The following is a 13,650-nucleotide window of genomic DNA, read 5'->3' as shown; positions in this document are numbered from 1 at the left end:
TCCGCGTCAGCATCGGGGTGGCCTCAGGCGGTGACGATCTCGCTGTTGTCCTCGCGCCGCATCCACCAGCGGTCGAAGAAGTAGTGCGCCACGGTGTTGACCACCGGCTCGACGAAGGTGATCGCGCCGGCGATGGTCCAGCTGCCGGTCAGCGAGTAGCTGACACCGAAGGCGATGCCGATGTGCATGACGCCGAAGGTCGCTGACTTGGCCATGAGGGTCTCCTTGTCCTGGTGATGCGGGCGGGATGGCGATGGAGGCATCTTCCCATGCCGACCTGCATCATTGGATGAGACTATCAAATGGCTGCGATAGATGCGCTCAAGCCTTGGTGCAGAGCGGGTGGCGCGCCAGCTCGGCGATGGCCTCCGGCACCTGGCGGCTCAGGGTGTCGCGGCCTTCCGGCGAGCCGACCAGTTCCTGCTGCTGCGGCGTCAGCGTCTCGGGATCGCTGCCGAGCAGCACGATCGGGGTCAGCGCATCGGCCAGCTCGGCGTCATCGAAGATGCGGTTCCAGTGCTCCGGCGTCATGGCGGTGCCCTGCAGGAAGCCGATGCACCACAGCTCGGCATCGACGATCTCCTGGACCTCGCCGCTGTCCTCGGCCTCGACTTCGGCGATGCCGAACAGCGGCTCCAGCGCCTCCGGATCGGCGCGCAGCTGGCGGTCGATCGAGGCCAGATGGCGCAGCACCAGCTGGGCCACCTTCTTGGTCTGCTTGCCGCTGCCGAAGGGCGCCTGCGCGGGATCCTGGCCGCCCCAGACGCGCGTGACCCAGACATCGGCCTCGGGCAGCGCGGGCGACAGCAGCAGCGCGGTCAGGTAGCCGTCGAGGCTTTCCATGTCGGCGACCGCATCGTCGGCCTCGATGAAGGACAGCAGCTCGTCGAGCTCGTCCATCTCCTGCTCGGTCAGCGGCGGGTTGTCGATGGCAGGGTTGTACTGGGGCAATTTCACGGGTCTGGCCTCGCTGAAGGGGAGGTCGCAGTGTGGCACGATCGGATCACCATGGAATGCCGCCCCCGCTGCGCTGCCTGCTGCATCGCGCCCTCGATCTCCAGCCCGATTCCCGGCATGCCGGACGGCAAGCCGGCGGGCGTGCCCTGCGTGCAGCTCGACGAGGAACTGCGCTGCCGCCTGTTCGGCCGACCGGAGCGCCCGGCGGTCTGTGGCGGCCTGCAGCCAGACGAGGACATGTGCGGCAGCAGCCGCGAGCAGGCGCTGCGCTGGCTCGGGCATCTGGAGGATCAGACCTGTCCGCAGTCGGACCCGCCGCCTGATCTGCCCGGGCGTCGCGCAGCGGACTGACGTGCCCCGAGGCCTGGCCTCATCCTTGTCCGGTCCGAACCGAGGAGACCCGTGATGAGACTGCACACCACCCGCCGCGCGCCCAACCCGCGCCGCGTCCACATGTTCCTGTCCGAGAAGGGCCTGGAGATCGAGACGGTCGAGGTCGCGCTCGACGGCGTCGCCAACCGCTCGGGCGAGCTGCTGGCACGCAGCCCCTTCGGCCGGGTGCCGGTGCTGGAGCTCGACGACGGCCGCTGTCTCGGCGAGACCCGTGCGATCTGCGCCTGGATCGAAGGCCATCACCCCGAGCCGAACCTGATGGGGCGGGATGTCGACGAGCGCGCCTTCATCGAGATGCACGACCGCCGTGCCGAGTTCCACCTGCTGCTGCCGATCGCGAACTGGATCCGCCACGGCCACCCTGGCCTGGCGCCGCTGGAGCAGCCGCAGTTCCCGGACTTCGCCGCCTCGCAGGCCGGCAAGCTGCGCGAGTTCGCTCAGGTCTTCGATGCCGAACTGGCGTCGCGCCCGTGGTGGGCCGGCGAGCGTTTCAGCATCGCCGACATCACCGCCTTCTGCGCGATCGAGTTCGTGCGCGGGCTGATGCGCTGGCAGCCCGGCGAGCAGGGGCTGCCGAATCTGCAGGCCTGGCGCGACCGCGTCGCTGAACGGCCGAGCGCGAAGGCCGGCATGTGAGCGCGCGTGAGGCGCGACCTCAGTCGTTGGTCGTCCACGAGCGCAGGAAGGTCGTCACCGAGCTGACACCCTCGATCTGGCTGGCCACATAGGCGGCCTCGTTGATGTCATCGGTGTTGTGGACCCAGCCGGTCAGATGGATGCGGCCACCCGGCTGCACCTCGACCTTGATCTCGGGCTTGACCAGCTTCTGGTCCTGCTGCAGTGCAGTCTGGATCTTGCTGCTCAGGGTGGCGTCATCGACAGCCGGTGCGGCATGGGCTGCGGGCAGGGCCATGACGCTCGCCAGGGTCAGGGCGGAGAGGGTCTTCTTCAGCAGAGCAGTGGTATGCGCGTTCATTCGGGACTCCATGCGGTATGACGTTTGAATCCGCGCGACCGGCTGTCTGGAAAAAGGCAGCCCGGGGAGCGGAACGAATCTCGGCCGAGATGACGGGTTAGTAGGGGGCTCCTCTGCAAAGTTCAAGGGTTTACCCTGATTTACACGACCGACATGCAATTATTCAGTGAGCGGAATCTGTGGTCCTGAGGGCATCCGCATCCGTTCGACGCCAGCGCGCCGGCGCCATGCCCAGACGCTGACTGAAGACGCGGGTCAGCGCCGCGGCCGAGCCATAGCCGACGGCCGTGGCCACCTCGGCCACGCCCAGGCCTTCGCGCAGCAGCAGCCGGGCGCGGCGCAGGCGCCAGTCCAGCAGATAGTCGCCCGGAGGCTGGCCGACGACGCTGGCGAAGCGCTCGGCCAGCGCGGTGCGCGACAGGCCGCCCAGCCGGGCCAGTTCCGCCAGGGACCAGGCATGCTCCGGCTGGCGGTGGATCGCATCGAGCACCGGGCGCAGTGCGGGATCGCTCAGTCCGGCCAGCAGGCTGCCGCTGCTGCCGCGCATCCTGTCGAGCTGATGGCGCAGCCATTGCAGCAGCAGCACCTCCACCAGCCGCGACAGCATCGGCGCGTGCGCGCAGCCCTGGCCTTCCACTTCCTCGACGATGAGGGCCAGCGTGGCGCCCATCGGGGCGGGCAGATCGCGCCGCGCCAGCACCAGCCGGGGCGGCAGCGCATCGAGCAGCGGATTCAGTCCGGATTCGCCGAAATCCACAGGTACGTCGAAGACCTGCATCGGTGGGTCGCTCATCGGCATCAGCCGGTGGCGTGCGGGGGCCGGCAGCCAGACCAGCGCCGGCTGCAGCCACTGCTCGCGCGGCAGGCGCCGGGCATCCTCGCCATCACCCTCGATCTGCACCGGGCCGCGCAGCAGCAGGTGCAGACGGCCCGAACCGGTCAGGACCTGGGGCCCGCAGGACAGGTCCAGGGCCGTCAGCGGCCCGGCACGCAGCGGAAAACACGGCAGAAGGGCTGCCAGACGGTCATTCTGAGCCATTTTTTCTGGGGCTGAAGCCTGAACCAGAATCAAGAAAATGGCTGAATTATTGATCAATCGTCCATGAGGGGTGCCGAGGGTGGTCAGCGCCCGGTGGCCGCCTCGAAGGCGAGCAGCTGGCGCTTGCGCTCGATGCCGCCGGCATAGCCGGTCAAGGCGCCGTCATGTCCGACCAGCCGGTGGCAAGGCACCAGGATGGACAGCGGATTGCGTCCGGTGGCGGCACCGACTGCCCGTGCCGCACCTGGGCGCCCGACCGCCGCGGCCAGCTCGCCATAGCTGCAGGTGCGGCCATGCGGGATGCGGCCCAGCGCCTGCCAGATGCGCTGCTGGAAGGCGCTGCCTTCGGGCGCCAGCGGCAGGTCGAAGTCGATCCGCCGGCCGGCATGCCAGTCGCGCAGCTGGGTGGCTGCCTCACGCAGCAGCGGGTGCTCATCGTCGCGCTGCCAGTCGGCCTGCGGTCCGTCGAAATGGCGCTGGCCGACGAACCAGGCGCCGGCCAGCGCGGCCCGGTCGTCCCGGCCTCGAGCCGCCAGGATCATCGTGCCGAGCGGGGTGTCCAGTTCGGTCCAGAACAGGGGAGGAAGTGCGGTCGCCATGGGGTTGCTACAGACAGATCGAAACGTCGGAAAGGCAGAGGGGCGACGGCATCTTATCCACAGCATGGCCGCCTGTCGTCAGCGACTGCAGTGCGGTGTTCGCGGGGAGAAGATCAGCGGAGCGGTGAAGTTATTCACAGGCTTGTCCACAAATTTATCCACAGGCTGCTGCAAGAACGTGATCCAGAAGCCATCAGATCATCCATGCTATGCACAGCTTCTCTTCAGGTCATGCACAGACTTGTCCAATCCAACCAGATGAATCATGACAAGCCATTGATTTCATTTAATAAAAAATATGACGTGCTGAGTCTGATGATCAACTTGTCCACAGGAACTATCATGCTTGTGCACAGGATCATCAGAGTTATGCACAAGCTTGTCCACAGAATGAGCTCACGGGGGCAGCCGCACGACCTGCTGTTTTTTTCGACTTATCCACAGTTCGGATCGGCTCAGCGCTGACGCTGGCGGCGACATTTCCACAGGGCGAAGATTTCCACAGTGCCGGCCAGCGCCGCGGCGCCGAGAATCAACAGAGGATGGGTCAGCACGCGCATCGTGAGAGGCAGGCGGGCACGGGTCATGGCGGGCTCCTGGGCGGGTGGGCAAAGGCGCGATCGTGGCGGGCGCCGATGTCAGCGCCGTGACGTGGGCGAGCTGTCGCGGTTCTGTCATTTCCGGTTGCTAGCCTGTCTGACCCGAAGGCGATACAAGAAGCTGCACGAACGAGCAGCACGGAAAGGGCGGAGTGACGGCAGCAGATCAGGTCCATCGGCAGGCGGCACGCCTTGAACTGGCGGCGCTGGTCGAGCTGGAGCGGCTGATGGCCGAGGCCGGCCCCTGGGTTCGGGTTCGCACCGCCTGCGAGGTCGAGGTGGCGGGGCGCCGGTTTCCGGTGCCGGTGGTGACGATGGGCAGCGAGGACCCGCAGGCGCCGGCGGTCGGCCTGTTCGGCGGCGTGCATGGCCTGGAGCGCATCGGTGCCGAGGTGGTGCTGGCCTATCTGCGCACCCTGGTGAGCCGTCTGCCCTGGGACCGGGTGCAGCAGCGTCAGCTGGAGTCGCTCAGGCTGGTCTTCATGCCGCTGGTCAATCCGGGCGGGCTGTGGCTGGGCACACGCGCCAATCCGCAGGGCGTCGACCTGATGCGCAATGCGCCGCAGGATGCCGTCGGCCGCGTTCCCTTCCTGGTGGGCGGCCAGCGCCTGAGTGCGGCCTTGCCCTGGTACCGCGGTCCGGCCGACGCGCCGATGCAGGCCGAGAGCCAGGCGCTGTGCGAGGTGGTCGAGCAGGAGCTGCTCGGCCGGCCCTTCAGCCTGGCGGTGGACTGCCATTCCGGCTTCGGGCTGCATGACCGGATCTGGTTTCCGTACGCCTGCCGCCGCGAGCCGATCGGGTGGCTGCCGGAGCTGCACGCGCTGAAGGCGCTGCTCGACGCCAGCCAGGTGCATCACCCCTATGTCTTCGAGCCGCAGAGCCGGCTCTATCTCGCGCACGGGGACCTGTGGGACCACCTGAGCCTGAGCGCGCAGGCGCGCGATGCCCGAGCGGTCTTTCTGTCGCTGACGCTGGAGATGGGCTCCTGGCTGTGGGTGCGCAAGAACCCGCGCCAGCTCTTCTCGCGCGACGGCCTGTTCAATCCATTGATCGCGCATCGGCAGCAGCGGGTGCTGCGGCGGCACATCGGCTGGCTGGATTTCCTGACCCGAGCGGCCAGCGGTCATGCGCTGTGGCTGCCGCAGGGCGCCGAGCGCGAGCGCTGTCGCCGCGCGGCGCTGGCCCACTGGTATCCGGAGCATGAAGCCCGAGCATGAGGCGATCGATGATGGACCTGAGCGAGATGACGTCACGCCGGCCTGATGAGCGGGTGCCGGCCGGTGCATCGGTGGCCGGCGCGGGCACGGAGCCGGTCTGCGTGCTGCTGCGCGGGCTGGGCCGCGATGCGCGCCACTGGGGCGATTTCCCGGCGCGGCTGTCGCGGGCCTGGCCGGGCGAGCGGCCGCTGCTGCTGCGGCCCGACCTGCCCGGCAACGGCCGCGCGCATCTGCAGACCAGCGCGAGCCGGGTCGAGGACATGGTCGAGCCGCTGCGCGAGCAGGTCCGCGCGCAGCTGGGCGCGGCGGGCCTGAGCGGTCGGCCGCTGCATCTGCTGGCGATGTCGCTGGGCGCGATGGTGGCCATCGCCTGGGCACAGCGCCATCCCGACGAACTGGCCGGCATGGTGCTGATCAACACCAGCGTGCGGCCGCTCAATCCCTTCTGGCAGCGCCTGCAGCCGCGCGCCTGGCCGGTGCTGCTGCGCAGCCAGCTTGGCCTGATGTCGCTGCCCGAGCGCGAGGCAGCCATCCTGGCGCTGACCAGCCGCATCGCGGCCGATTCGCCCGGCGTGAAGGCGCTGCTGGACGACTGGGTCGGCTGGCAGCAGGCCTGGCCGGTGCGCCACAGCAACGCGCTGCGCCAGCTGCTGGCCGCGGCGCGCTTTCATGCGCCGGAGCAGGCGCCGCCGGTGCCGCTGCTGCTGCTGGCCGGCGCGGGCGACCGGCTGGTCGATCCCGTCTGCAGCCGCCGGCTGGCCCGGGCCTGGCAGGTGCCGCTGCTCGAGCACCCTCAGGCCGGGCACGACCTGCCGCTGGACGATCCGGACTGGGTGGCTCAGCAGGCGAGCCTCTTTTTCCGGTCACGGGCCGATTCGTTTCATGATGTTTCCGCTTGCCCGCCGGATCGCATCAGGGTTGCTTCTCTTGTTCTCCGAGAAGGTTCAGATCGGGATCTTCATGCCGAAAGAAGCCAGACCTGATCTGGAAAATTGTCGATCTGTCGCCTGCCTGTCGATCTGAAGCTGCCCCGCAAATCTTTGAAGATTTTCTGCCACTGGCATTTTCTGCCGAACTTCCGTCGGCTGCGCCAGCAGGGCGCCTGGGTGGTGCAGTCGGTGGTGGAGCGCTCGCCGCCGGCCAGCGTCTGCCCGACTGCAGCAACCGGGACGTGGCGCCGACCCTGTTGGCGCTGATGGACATCGCCATTCCCGCCGTGATGCCGAGCCGGGTGCTCGGCGTGACTGAGCGGCCCCGTCTCAGAGCCCCTTCAGCGCCGCCACGCCGGCGGCGGGAAAGTCGGTGAAGACGCCGTCGATGCCGAGCTTCATGTAGTACTGCATCTCGGCCTTCGGGTCGGCGAAGCCGTAGCCGCTGGCGTCGTCGCGGAAGGTCCAGGTGTGCACCATCAGGCCCTTGGCGTGTGCCATCTCGATCACGCCGGTGCTGCCGTCGACGCGGCGGTCGTTGATCGTGATCTTGCCGTCGCCGTTGTGATCGACCTGGTCGTTGACCGTCTTGACCAGATAGGGCTTCCACGGGCCGACCGCGTCGGCGTAGGTCTTGACGAAATCCAGACCCGTGCTGGTCAGCAGGTCGGAGAACAGCCGCGTGTCGCCCGACACCACGAAGTCGTAGGGCTGGCGGTAGGGCGCCACCAGCGACATCGAGCCGTCGTCCTTGACATCGTCGGCGTCGATCAGCTGCACCAGGCGAATGTTTGTCTTGGTGTTCAGGTACTGCAGGTTCGAGACCTCGAAGGACTGGATGAAGACCGGTGCCGTCGCGGTGTTGCCGTAGATCGGGTGCAGCGTGGCGACCAGCTTGTCTTCGAAGACATTGGCGCCGAACAGGCCCTTGTGGAAGGTCGAGTGCTTGATCTCCGGATAGATGCCGACGCTGCGGCCGACCTTGGCGCCTTCGGTCTGCGCCAGCGCGATCACCTCGGCCAGCGTCGGGATCTCGTAGAGACCGTCATAGGCCGTGGAGCGGCCGGCGCGCGACTGCTTCGCGCGCAGCGTCTTGATCTCGGCCAGCGTGAAGTCGCTGGCGAAGTAGGCGGTGGTCGAGACGCCGTCGACCAGCTTCGTGGTCTTGCGGCTGGCGTCGAACCGGGTCGCGACGTCGGTGGTGTCGTCGAGCATCGGCTCGTGGCGGGCGATCATCACGCCGTCCTTGGTGAGCACCAGGTCGGGCTCGATGAAGTCGGCGCCGCGCGCGATCGCGCGCTCGTAGGCCGCCAGCGTGTGCTCGGGCAGCTCGCCGCTGGCGCCGCGGTGGCCGATGACCAGCGGGGCCGCGCCGCTCAGGGTCTTGTAGGGTGCGGCGGCGGGCGCCGGGGCGGTGTCGTCGTCGCCGCCGCCGCAGGCCTGCAGCAGCGAGAGGGTGGCGGCAGTCACCAGGATGCGCATGCGCATGAGGGGTCTCCGTGCGTGTCGATGTCGACGGAGATTCTGTAAAGCGGGGGTGACAGCGCGGTGAAGCGGCCGTGTCAGTCGCTCACAGCGGCAGCGGCCGGTCCGCGATGATGCTCTTCATCACCAGGGTGGACGACAGGCGCAGCACGCCCGGCAGCCGCGAGAGCTCGCGGTCGTACAGCATCTGGAAGGCGCCGAGGTCGCGGGTCACGACGTGGAGCATGAAGTCGGGATCGCCGAACAGGCGCTCGGCGCGGATCACCGCCTGCACGCCCAGCACCGCCTCCTCGAAGGCCTGCACGCGCTCGCCGCTGGTGTCGCGCAGCGAGACGAAGACGATCGCCGAGAACTGCAGCCCGACCGCCGCCGCGGCGATCTTCGGCGCGTAGCCGGTGATGACGCCGCCGGCCTCCAGCGCACGCAGCCGGCGGTGGCAGGGCGACAGGCTCAGGCCCACCTTCTGCGCCAGGTCGGTGATGGAAATGCGCCCATCCTGCTGCAGCTCGGCAAGAATCTTCCGGTCAATGGCATCCATGTGGAAAATTCTACTCAGGATGCGTGTCTCGGCAGGAAAGATCGGCAGCACTTTCCCGGCCGGAATTCCTACGATTCCTGACCAGGATGAAAGGAAACCACGATGTCCGCCGCTCTGCTGCTCGCGTTCTGGGCCGTGTCGATCTCGCTGGTGCTGGTGCCCGGCGCCGACTGGGCCTACGCGATCGCCGCCGGCCTGCGCGAGCGCGCCATCGCGCCGGCGATCGCCGGCATGCTGCTGGGCTATCTGGCGATCACGCTGGTGGTGGCGGCCGGGGTCGGCGCGCTGGTGACCCGGCACCCGGAGCTGCTGACGCTGATGAGCCTGGCCGGCGCGGCCTATCTGCTGTGGCTGGGCGCGCAGGTCATCCGCCATCCGGCGGTGCCCGAGGCGGGGCAGGGCGCGGCGGGGCGGGCGCAGGACTGGGTGCGGCGCGGCTTCTTCGTCAGCGGCATGAACCCGAAGGCGCTGTTGCTGATGCTGGCGCTGCTGCCGCAGTTCACCCGCGCCCAGGCGCCGTGGGCGGTGGAGCTGCAGATCGGCGCGCTGGGGCTGGTGCAGATGATCAACTGCGCGGTGGTCTATTCGCTGGTGGCGGTGGCCTCGCGGTGGGTGCTGCGCAGCCGGCCGGCGGCCGCACGCCGGGTCAGCCGCCTGTCGGGCGTGGCGATGATCGCGGTGGCGCTGCTGCTGCTGGCCGAGCAGCTGGCACGGCACGCCTTCGGGTAGATCCGCGGTCTTCAGTGCGCAAGATCCAGCGTGTAGCGGCACTTGTCCCGCCGGGTCGCGCCCAGCCGGTCATAGAAGCGGATGGCCTGCGTGTTCCAGACCGGGGTCTGCCACTGCATCTGCCGGCAGCCCTGGGCGCGGGCCTGGGCGGCCACCGCGGCCAGCAGTTCCGCGCCCAGGCCCCGGCCGCGCGCGGCGGGCACCAGGTACAGACAGTCCAGATGCAGGAACGGCGCGCCGGCCAGCGTGGAGAAGTCCAGCGTGGCGCTGGCGTAGCCCGCCGGCGTGCTGTCCAGCTGGCCCAGCCACATCTGCAGCCGGCCGGCCTCCAGCGCCCGGGCCAGCCGATCGGCGTGGCCTTCGGTGCGGTGCGGGATGCGCTCGTGCTCCGCGTGCGCTGCGCAGAGCTGTGCCAGCACCGGCGCGTCGGCCGCATCGGCCGGGCGCAACCGCCACGCTGCGGGCGACGGGCGCCGCGTCAGCATGCGCACTCGATGGCGGGCCGGGCGGCCGGCATCCGGCCCGGCTCGGGGCCGGTGGCCACCGGCTGGCCGTCGCGGATCCAGAAATCCAGCCCGCCCAGCATTTCCTTGACCTGGAAACCCAGCCGCGCCAGCTTGTAGGCGCCCTTGGTGGAGCCGTTGCAGCCGATGCCGTCGCAGTAGGTCACATAGACCTTGCTGCGGTCGAGCTGCGCGGTGCTCTGCGCGTCCATGGTGCGGTGCGGGAAGCTGACCGCGCCGGGCACATGGCCTGCGGCGTAGTGCGCAGCCGAGCGGGTGTCGATGACGACGATGGCCTCGATGCCGTTGCGCAGGTCTTCGGCCACGTCCCAGGCATCGGCGTGGTAGCTGAGCTTGGCGGCCATGTAGTCGCACGACTGCTCGGGCGTGGGTGCCGGAAAGGCCAGCACATGGGAGACGACAGCGGCGGGCGTGGCGGGCAATGACATCGTGGGCCTCTCGGGTCAGCAGCTTGCTTGGGATGGATGCAGCCAGTGTGCGCCGTCATGGTCTTATCGATAATTCCAATCTGTTGCAGTTGATGAGACCCATTTTCCTGGGAGACTGTCCGCCATGAAGCCGCGCCTGCTGCTGCAGCTGTTCGAAGGCCAGACCGGTCACGGCCGGCGCGAGCGCCTGTGCGCGGCGTTGCGCGAGGCGGTGCGCAGCGGTCAGACCCGGCTGGGCGAGCGCCTGCCCAGCAGCCGCGATCTGGCGCAGGACCTGGGCCTGTCGCGCGTGACGGTGGAGGCCGCCTACGGCCAGCTCGAGGCCGAGGGCTATCTGTGTCGCCAGGTCGGCCGGGGCAGCTTCATCGCCATCGACATGGGCGCGGCGGCCACGCGGGCCACCGTGCGCGCGGCGATGGCGCGGGCGGTGCCGGAAGGCACCGCGCTGCTGTCACGGCGCGGCCAGCGCATGGTGGGCACCGGCGGCTGCGCCGAGCCGGACCGGCCGCGTGCCTTCGTGGCCGGCAGCCCGGACCTGCAGGCCTTTCCCACCGACCTGTGGCGCCAGCTCATGCAGCGGCGGCTGCGCCGCGACGCGGCGGCGCTGATGTTCTACGGCGACCCGCAAGGCCTGCCGGCGCTGCGCGAGGCCATCGCGCGCTACCTCGCGCAGTCGCGCGGCGTGCGCTGCACCGCGGCCCAGGTGCTGGTGCTGACCAGTTCGCAGCAGGCACTGCAGCTGCTGGCGTCCACGCTGCTGGACGAGGGCGACGCGGTGTGGATGGAGGATCCCGGCTACCCCGGCGCTCGCACCGCCTTTGCCGCCGCCGGCGCCCGGCTGGTGGACATGGCGCTGGACGAGCACGGCGCCACGCTGGACCCGTCGCGTCCCCGTCCGTGCCTGGTCTACCTGACGCCCTCGCACCAGTTCCCCACCGGGCGGGCCCTGTCGCTGGAGCGGCGGCTGGCCTTCATCGCCCACGCCCGCACCAGCAGCGCCTGGCTGATCGAGGACGACTACGACAGCGAATTTCTCTATGACCACCTGCCCATGCCCGCGCTGCAGGGGCTGGACGAGCAGGGGCGGGTGATCTACATCGGCACCTTCTCCAAGTCGCTGTTCCCGTCGGTGCGGCTGGCCTACATGGTGCTGCCCGAGGCGCTGGTGGCGCCCCTGGTGACGGCGCGCACCATTTGCGACGGCCACCCTTCGCAGCCGATGCAGGCGGTGGCGGCGGACTTCATGGACCAGGGCCACTTCGCGGCCCACCTGCGGCTGATGCGCCAGCTCTACCGCGGCCGGCGCGACGCGCTGCTGCAGGCCCTGCACACCCGTCTGCCCTGGGCCGAGCCGCTCGACAGCCGCGGCGGCCTGCAGATGGCGGTGCGCCTGCCGCCGGGCAGCGAAGAGCGCCTGACGCGCGCCGCCGCGCAGCAGGGCATCGCCACGCCCAGCCTCGGGGATCTCTATCACGCGGCCCCGCGTACCGAGGGCTGGCGTCTGGGCTTCGCGGCGCTGACGCCCCAGGCCATCGAGGGCGCGGTCGCGGCCCTGGCGGCCCTGCCTGTCCAGGATGGCCGCGACGCCTGAGCTGAGTCCGGCGCCGCCTGCCGCCTACTTGTAGGTCCCCAGCAGCAGGCTGGTCTCGGTCGTCGAGATGCCGTCGAGCAGCCGCACCGTGTTGAGCACTTGGTCGAATGCCTGCAGGCTGTCGGTGCGCAGCTCGGCGATCAGGTCCCAGCGGCCGTTGGTGGTGTGCAGCGCCACGACGTTGGGGTGGCCGGTCAGCGCGTGGCGGACCTCGGCGGCGCGGTTGCCCTCCACCGCGATGCTCATGACCGCGCGGATGGCGTGGCGCTCGACGTCCGGGCGCAGCTGCACGGTGTAGCCGACGATCGTGCCCTCGCGCTCCAGCCGCGCGATGCGGTTCTGCACCGTCGCGCGGGTCACGCCCAGCGCCCGCGCCAGCGCCACCACCGGCGTGCGTGCGTCGCGGCGCAGCAGCGCGATCAGCTTCAGGTCGGTCTCGTCGAGGCTCGTCGATGAACGGCTCATGTTGCGCGGTGCGGTGATCTGAATGCTCGATTTTGCGAGCACTTCGATCGGTCTGTGGGCTTCTTTCTGGCAGAGGGCGCCGGAAGAATCTCAGGCATCCCACAACCTTTCCGGCAGGGGAGCCCCCCATGACCCGCTTCATCGACGTGGCCACGATGGCCGATCTGGTGGCCGAATGCGGCCTCGAGACCTTTCTGGGCGATCTGGCTGACGCCATCGCCGCCGACTTCGTGCGCTGGCCCGAGTTCGACAAGTCCGCCCGCGTGGCCAGCCATTCCGAGGTCGGCGTGATCGAGCTGATGCCGGCGGCCGACCGCCAGCGCTACGCCTTCAAGTACGTCAACGGCCACCCGGCCAACACCCGGCGCGGCCTCTACACCGTGATGGCCTTCGGCGTGCTGGCCGATGTCGAGACCGGCTGGCCGGTGCTGCTGTCGGAGCTGACGCTGGCCACCGCGCTGCGCACCGCCGCGACCTCGCTGATGGCCGCGCGTGCGCTGGCGCGGCCGGACGCGCGGCGGCTGGCGCTGATCGGCAACGGCGCGCAGGCCGAGTTCCAGGCGCTGGCCTTCCACGCCCACCTGGGCATCAAGGAGATCGTCGCCTTCGACGTCGACCCGGCCGCGACCGACAAGCTGATGCGCAACCTCGCACAGGCCGCACCCCGCCTGCGGGTGCGCCGCGCCGCCAGCACGCATGAGGCGGTGCGCGGCGCCGATATCGTCACGACGATCACCGCCGACAAGACCCGCGCCACCATCCTGACGCCGGACATGATCGAGCCAGGCATGCACCTCAACGCCGTTGGCGGCGACTGCCCCGGCAAGACCGAGCTGCATGCCGACGTGCTGTGGGGAGCGCGGGTCTTCGTCGAATACGAGCCGCAGACCCGCATCGAGGGCGACATCCAGCAGCTGCCGGCCGACTTTCCCGTCGTGGACCTGTGGCGGGTGCTGGCCGGCCAGGTCGAGGGCCGCCAGCGGGCGGAGCAGGTGACGGTCTTCGATTCGGTCGGCTTCGCGCTGGAGGACTTCTCGACGCTGCGGCTGGTGGCCGCCCGGGCCGAGGCGCTCGGCCTGGGCGAGACGATCGAGCTGGTGCCCTCGGCCGACGATCCGAAGGACCTGTTCCGCCACACCCGCCGGGGTCGCGCTCGCCGGGCGCTGCGCCGCGCGGCCTGA

The 13,650-nt window shown here is 69.5% G+C and carries 18 protein-coding genes; 7 read left to right on the top strand and 11 right to left on the bottom strand.

What is annotated here, in order from left to right; all coding sequences use genetic code 11:
• Window positions 1-23: 23 nt before the first annotated feature.
• Window positions 24-215: a DUF2061 domain-containing protein gene (locus BW996_RS10130; protein ID WP_037482420.1), complete on the bottom strand. Its 192-nt coding sequence runs from the start codon at window positions 213-215 to the stop codon at window positions 24-26.
• A gap of 106 nt (window positions 216-321) precedes the next feature.
• Entirely contained in the window at window positions 322-957 is a 636-nt protein-coding gene (locus tag BW996_RS10125) for a UPF0149 family protein (RefSeq protein WP_139330826.1), read from the bottom strand.
• A 51-nt stretch (window positions 958-1,008) separates the two neighbouring features.
• On the opposite strand from BW996_RS10125, the gene BW996_RS10120 reads away from it, so the two are divergent.
• Window positions 1,009-1,308 (top strand): YkgJ family cysteine cluster protein, encoded by a 300-nt coding sequence (locus tag BW996_RS10120; RefSeq protein WP_051631972.1) that lies wholly within the window; start codon window positions 1,009-1,011, stop codon window positions 1,306-1,308.
• 54 nt (window positions 1,309-1,362) lie between these two features.
• On the top strand, window positions 1,363-1,986 hold the full coding sequence (locus BW996_RS10115; RefSeq protein WP_037482418.1) for a glutathione S-transferase family protein: 624 nt from the start codon (window positions 1,363-1,365) through the stop codon (window positions 1,984-1,986).
• A gap of 19 nt (window positions 1,987-2,005) precedes the next feature.
• Here the strand turns inward: BW996_RS10115 and BW996_RS10110 are convergent, their stop codons facing one another.
• From BW996_RS10110 to BW996_RS22395, 4 genes are all read right to left on the bottom strand, one after another.
• A complete protein-coding gene (locus tag BW996_RS10110; protein WP_037482415.1) occupies window positions 2,006-2,326 on the bottom strand; it encodes a BON domain-containing protein in 321 nt (106 codons plus the stop codon).
• A gap of 163 nt (window positions 2,327-2,489) precedes the next feature.
• Complete coding sequence (locus tag BW996_RS10105) at window positions 2,490-3,365, bottom strand: AraC family transcriptional regulator (RefSeq protein WP_037482412.1); 876 nt, start codon at window positions 3,363-3,365, stop codon at window positions 2,490-2,492.
• A gap of 83 nt (window positions 3,366-3,448) precedes the next feature.
• A complete protein-coding gene (locus tag BW996_RS10100; RefSeq protein WP_037482409.1) occupies window positions 3,449-3,964 on the bottom strand; it encodes a methylated-DNA--[protein]-cysteine S-methyltransferase in 516 nt (171 codons plus the stop codon).
• 455 nt (window positions 3,965-4,419) lie between these two features.
• Entirely contained in the window at window positions 4,420-4,551 is a 132-nt protein-coding gene (locus tag BW996_RS22395; RefSeq protein WP_259373326.1) for a hypothetical protein, read from the bottom strand.
• A 239-nt stretch (window positions 4,552-4,790) separates the two neighbouring features.
• On the opposite strand from BW996_RS22395, the gene BW996_RS10095 reads away from it, so the two are divergent.
• Together BW996_RS10095 and BW996_RS10090 are read left to right on the top strand one after the other, a co-directional pair.
• Window positions 4,791-5,780: a M14 family zinc carboxypeptidase gene (locus BW996_RS10095; protein ID WP_051631979.1), complete on the top strand. Its 990-nt coding sequence runs from the start codon at window positions 4,791-4,793 to the stop codon at window positions 5,778-5,780.
• A complete protein-coding gene (locus BW996_RS10090; protein WP_241461979.1) occupies window positions 5,777-6,763 on the top strand; it encodes an alpha/beta fold hydrolase in 987 nt (328 codons plus the stop codon). The genes BW996_RS10095 and BW996_RS10090 overlap by 4 nt, the downstream gene beginning before the upstream one ends.
• A gap of 276 nt (window positions 6,764-7,039) precedes the next feature.
• On the opposite strand, the gene BW996_RS10085 is transcribed toward BW996_RS10090, so the two are convergent.
• Together BW996_RS10085 and BW996_RS10080 are read right to left on the bottom strand one after the other, a co-directional pair.
• Window positions 7,040-8,197, bottom strand: coding sequence for a glycerophosphodiester phosphodiesterase (locus BW996_RS10085; RefSeq protein WP_139330825.1), 1,158 nt, complete (start codon window positions 8,195-8,197; stop codon window positions 7,040-7,042).
• A gap of 82 nt (window positions 8,198-8,279) precedes the next feature.
• Window positions 8,280-8,732 (bottom strand): Lrp/AsnC family transcriptional regulator, encoded by a 453-nt coding sequence (locus BW996_RS10080; RefSeq protein ID WP_037482406.1) that lies wholly within the window; start codon window positions 8,730-8,732, stop codon window positions 8,280-8,282.
• A 102-nt stretch (window positions 8,733-8,834) separates the two neighbouring features.
• Between BW996_RS10080 and BW996_RS10075 the strand changes: the two genes are divergently transcribed.
• Window positions 8,835-9,461 carry a LysE family translocator gene (locus BW996_RS10075; protein WP_037482404.1) on the top strand — a complete coding sequence of 209 codons (627 nt, stop codon included), beginning with the start codon at window positions 8,835-8,837 and terminating at the stop codon, window positions 9,459-9,461.
• 11 nt (window positions 9,462-9,472) lie between these two features.
• On the opposite strand, the gene BW996_RS10070 is transcribed toward BW996_RS10075, so the two are convergent.
• On the bottom strand, window positions 9,473-9,946 hold the full coding sequence (locus BW996_RS10070) for a GNAT family N-acetyltransferase (protein WP_037482401.1): 474 nt from the start codon (window positions 9,944-9,946) through the stop codon (window positions 9,473-9,475).
• Window positions 9,940-10,413 carry a rhodanese-like domain-containing protein gene (locus BW996_RS10065; protein ID WP_037482400.1) on the bottom strand — a complete coding sequence of 158 codons (474 nt, stop codon included), beginning with the start codon at window positions 10,411-10,413 and terminating at the stop codon, window positions 9,940-9,942. The genes BW996_RS10070 and BW996_RS10065 overlap by 7 nt, the downstream gene beginning before the upstream one ends.
• A gap of 124 nt (window positions 10,414-10,537) precedes the next feature.
• Here BW996_RS10065 and pdxR point away from each other — a divergent pair, with 124 nt between their 5' ends.
• A complete protein-coding gene (gene pdxR, locus BW996_RS10060) occupies window positions 10,538-12,004 on the top strand; it encodes a MocR-like pyridoxine biosynthesis transcription factor PdxR (RefSeq protein ID WP_051631971.1) in 1,467 nt (488 codons plus the stop codon).
• Window positions 12,005-12,028: 24 nt separating this feature from the next.
• Here pdxR and BW996_RS10055 read toward each other — a convergent pair whose 3' ends face one another.
• A complete protein-coding gene (locus tag BW996_RS10055) occupies window positions 12,029-12,469 on the bottom strand; it encodes an Lrp/AsnC family transcriptional regulator (RefSeq protein WP_037482451.1) in 441 nt (146 codons plus the stop codon).
• Window positions 12,470-12,597: 128 nt separating this feature from the next.
• Here BW996_RS10055 and ocd point away from each other — a divergent pair, with 128 nt between their 5' ends.
• The gene (gene ocd / locus BW996_RS10050) at window positions 12,598-13,650 is read left to right on the top strand and encodes an ornithine cyclodeaminase (RefSeq protein ID WP_037482399.1); all 1,053 of its coding nucleotides are present in this window, start codon (window positions 12,598-12,600) and stop codon (window positions 13,648-13,650) included.

It is taken from the genome of Sphaerotilus natans (assembly GCF_900156335.1).
GTDB classification, from domain to species: domain Bacteria; phylum Pseudomonadota; class Gammaproteobacteria; order Burkholderiales; family Burkholderiaceae_C; genus Sphaerotilus; species Sphaerotilus natans.
Note: the sequence above shows the minus strand (reverse complement) of the source record. Positions and strands in the feature narration are given on the sequence as shown.

What these genes read in the sequence shown, in the direction of transcription:
- BW996_RS10130 (WP_037482420.1), bottom strand. Translation starts at nt 215, where the DNA reads ATGGCCAAGTCAGCGACCTTCGGCGTCATGCACATCGGCATCGCCTTC.
- BW996_RS10120 (WP_051631972.1), top strand. Translation starts at nt 1,009, where the DNA reads ATGGAATGCCGCCCCCGCTGCGCTGCCTGCTGCATCGCGCCCTCGATC.
- BW996_RS10115 (WP_037482418.1), top strand. Translation starts at nt 1,363, where the DNA reads ATGAGACTGCACACCACCCGCCGCGCGCCCAACCCGCGCCGCGTCCAC.
- BW996_RS10110 (WP_037482415.1), bottom strand. Translation starts at nt 2,326, where the DNA reads ATGAACGCGCATACCACTGCTCTGCTGAAGAAGACCCTCTCCGCCCTG.
- BW996_RS10105 (WP_037482412.1), bottom strand. Translation starts at nt 3,365, where the DNA reads ATGGCTCAGAATGACCGTCTGGCAGCCCTTCTGCCGTGTTTTCCGCTG.
- BW996_RS10100 (WP_037482409.1), bottom strand. Translation starts at nt 3,964, where the DNA reads ATGGCGACCGCACTTCCTCCCCTGTTCTGGACCGAACTGGACACCCCG.
- BW996_RS22395 (WP_259373326.1), bottom strand. Translation starts at nt 4,551, where the DNA reads ATGACCCGTGCCCGCCTGCCTCTCACGATGCGCGTGCTGACCCATCCT.
- BW996_RS10095 (WP_051631979.1), top strand. Translation starts at nt 4,791, where the DNA reads ATGGCCGAGGCCGGCCCCTGGGTTCGGGTTCGCACCGCCTGCGAGGTC.
- BW996_RS10090 (WP_241461979.1), top strand. Translation starts at nt 5,777, where the DNA reads ATGAGGCGATCGATGATGGACCTGAGCGAGATGACGTCACGCCGGCCT.
- BW996_RS10085 (WP_139330825.1), bottom strand. Translation starts at nt 8,197, where the DNA reads ATGCGCATGCGCATCCTGGTGACTGCCGCCACCCTCTCGCTGCTGCAG.
- BW996_RS10080 (WP_037482406.1), bottom strand. Translation starts at nt 8,732, where the DNA reads ATGGATGCCATTGACCGGAAGATTCTTGCCGAGCTGCAGCAGGATGGG.
- BW996_RS10075 (WP_037482404.1), top strand. Translation starts at nt 8,835, where the DNA reads ATGTCCGCCGCTCTGCTGCTCGCGTTCTGGGCCGTGTCGATCTCGCTG.
- BW996_RS10070 (WP_037482401.1), bottom strand. Translation starts at nt 9,946, where the DNA reads ATGCTGACGCGGCGCCCGTCGCCCGCAGCGTGGCGGTTGCGCCCGGCC.
- BW996_RS10065 (WP_037482400.1), bottom strand. Translation starts at nt 10,413, where the DNA reads ATGTCATTGCCCGCCACGCCCGCCGCTGTCGTCTCCCATGTGCTGGCC.
- pdxR (WP_051631971.1), top strand. Translation starts at nt 10,538, where the DNA reads ATGAAGCCGCGCCTGCTGCTGCAGCTGTTCGAAGGCCAGACCGGTCAC.
- BW996_RS10055 (WP_037482451.1), bottom strand. Translation starts at nt 12,469, where the DNA reads ATGAGCCGTTCATCGACGAGCCTCGACGAGACCGACCTGAAGCTGATC.
- ocd (WP_037482399.1), top strand. Translation starts at nt 12,598, where the DNA reads ATGACCCGCTTCATCGACGTGGCCACGATGGCCGATCTGGTGGCCGAA.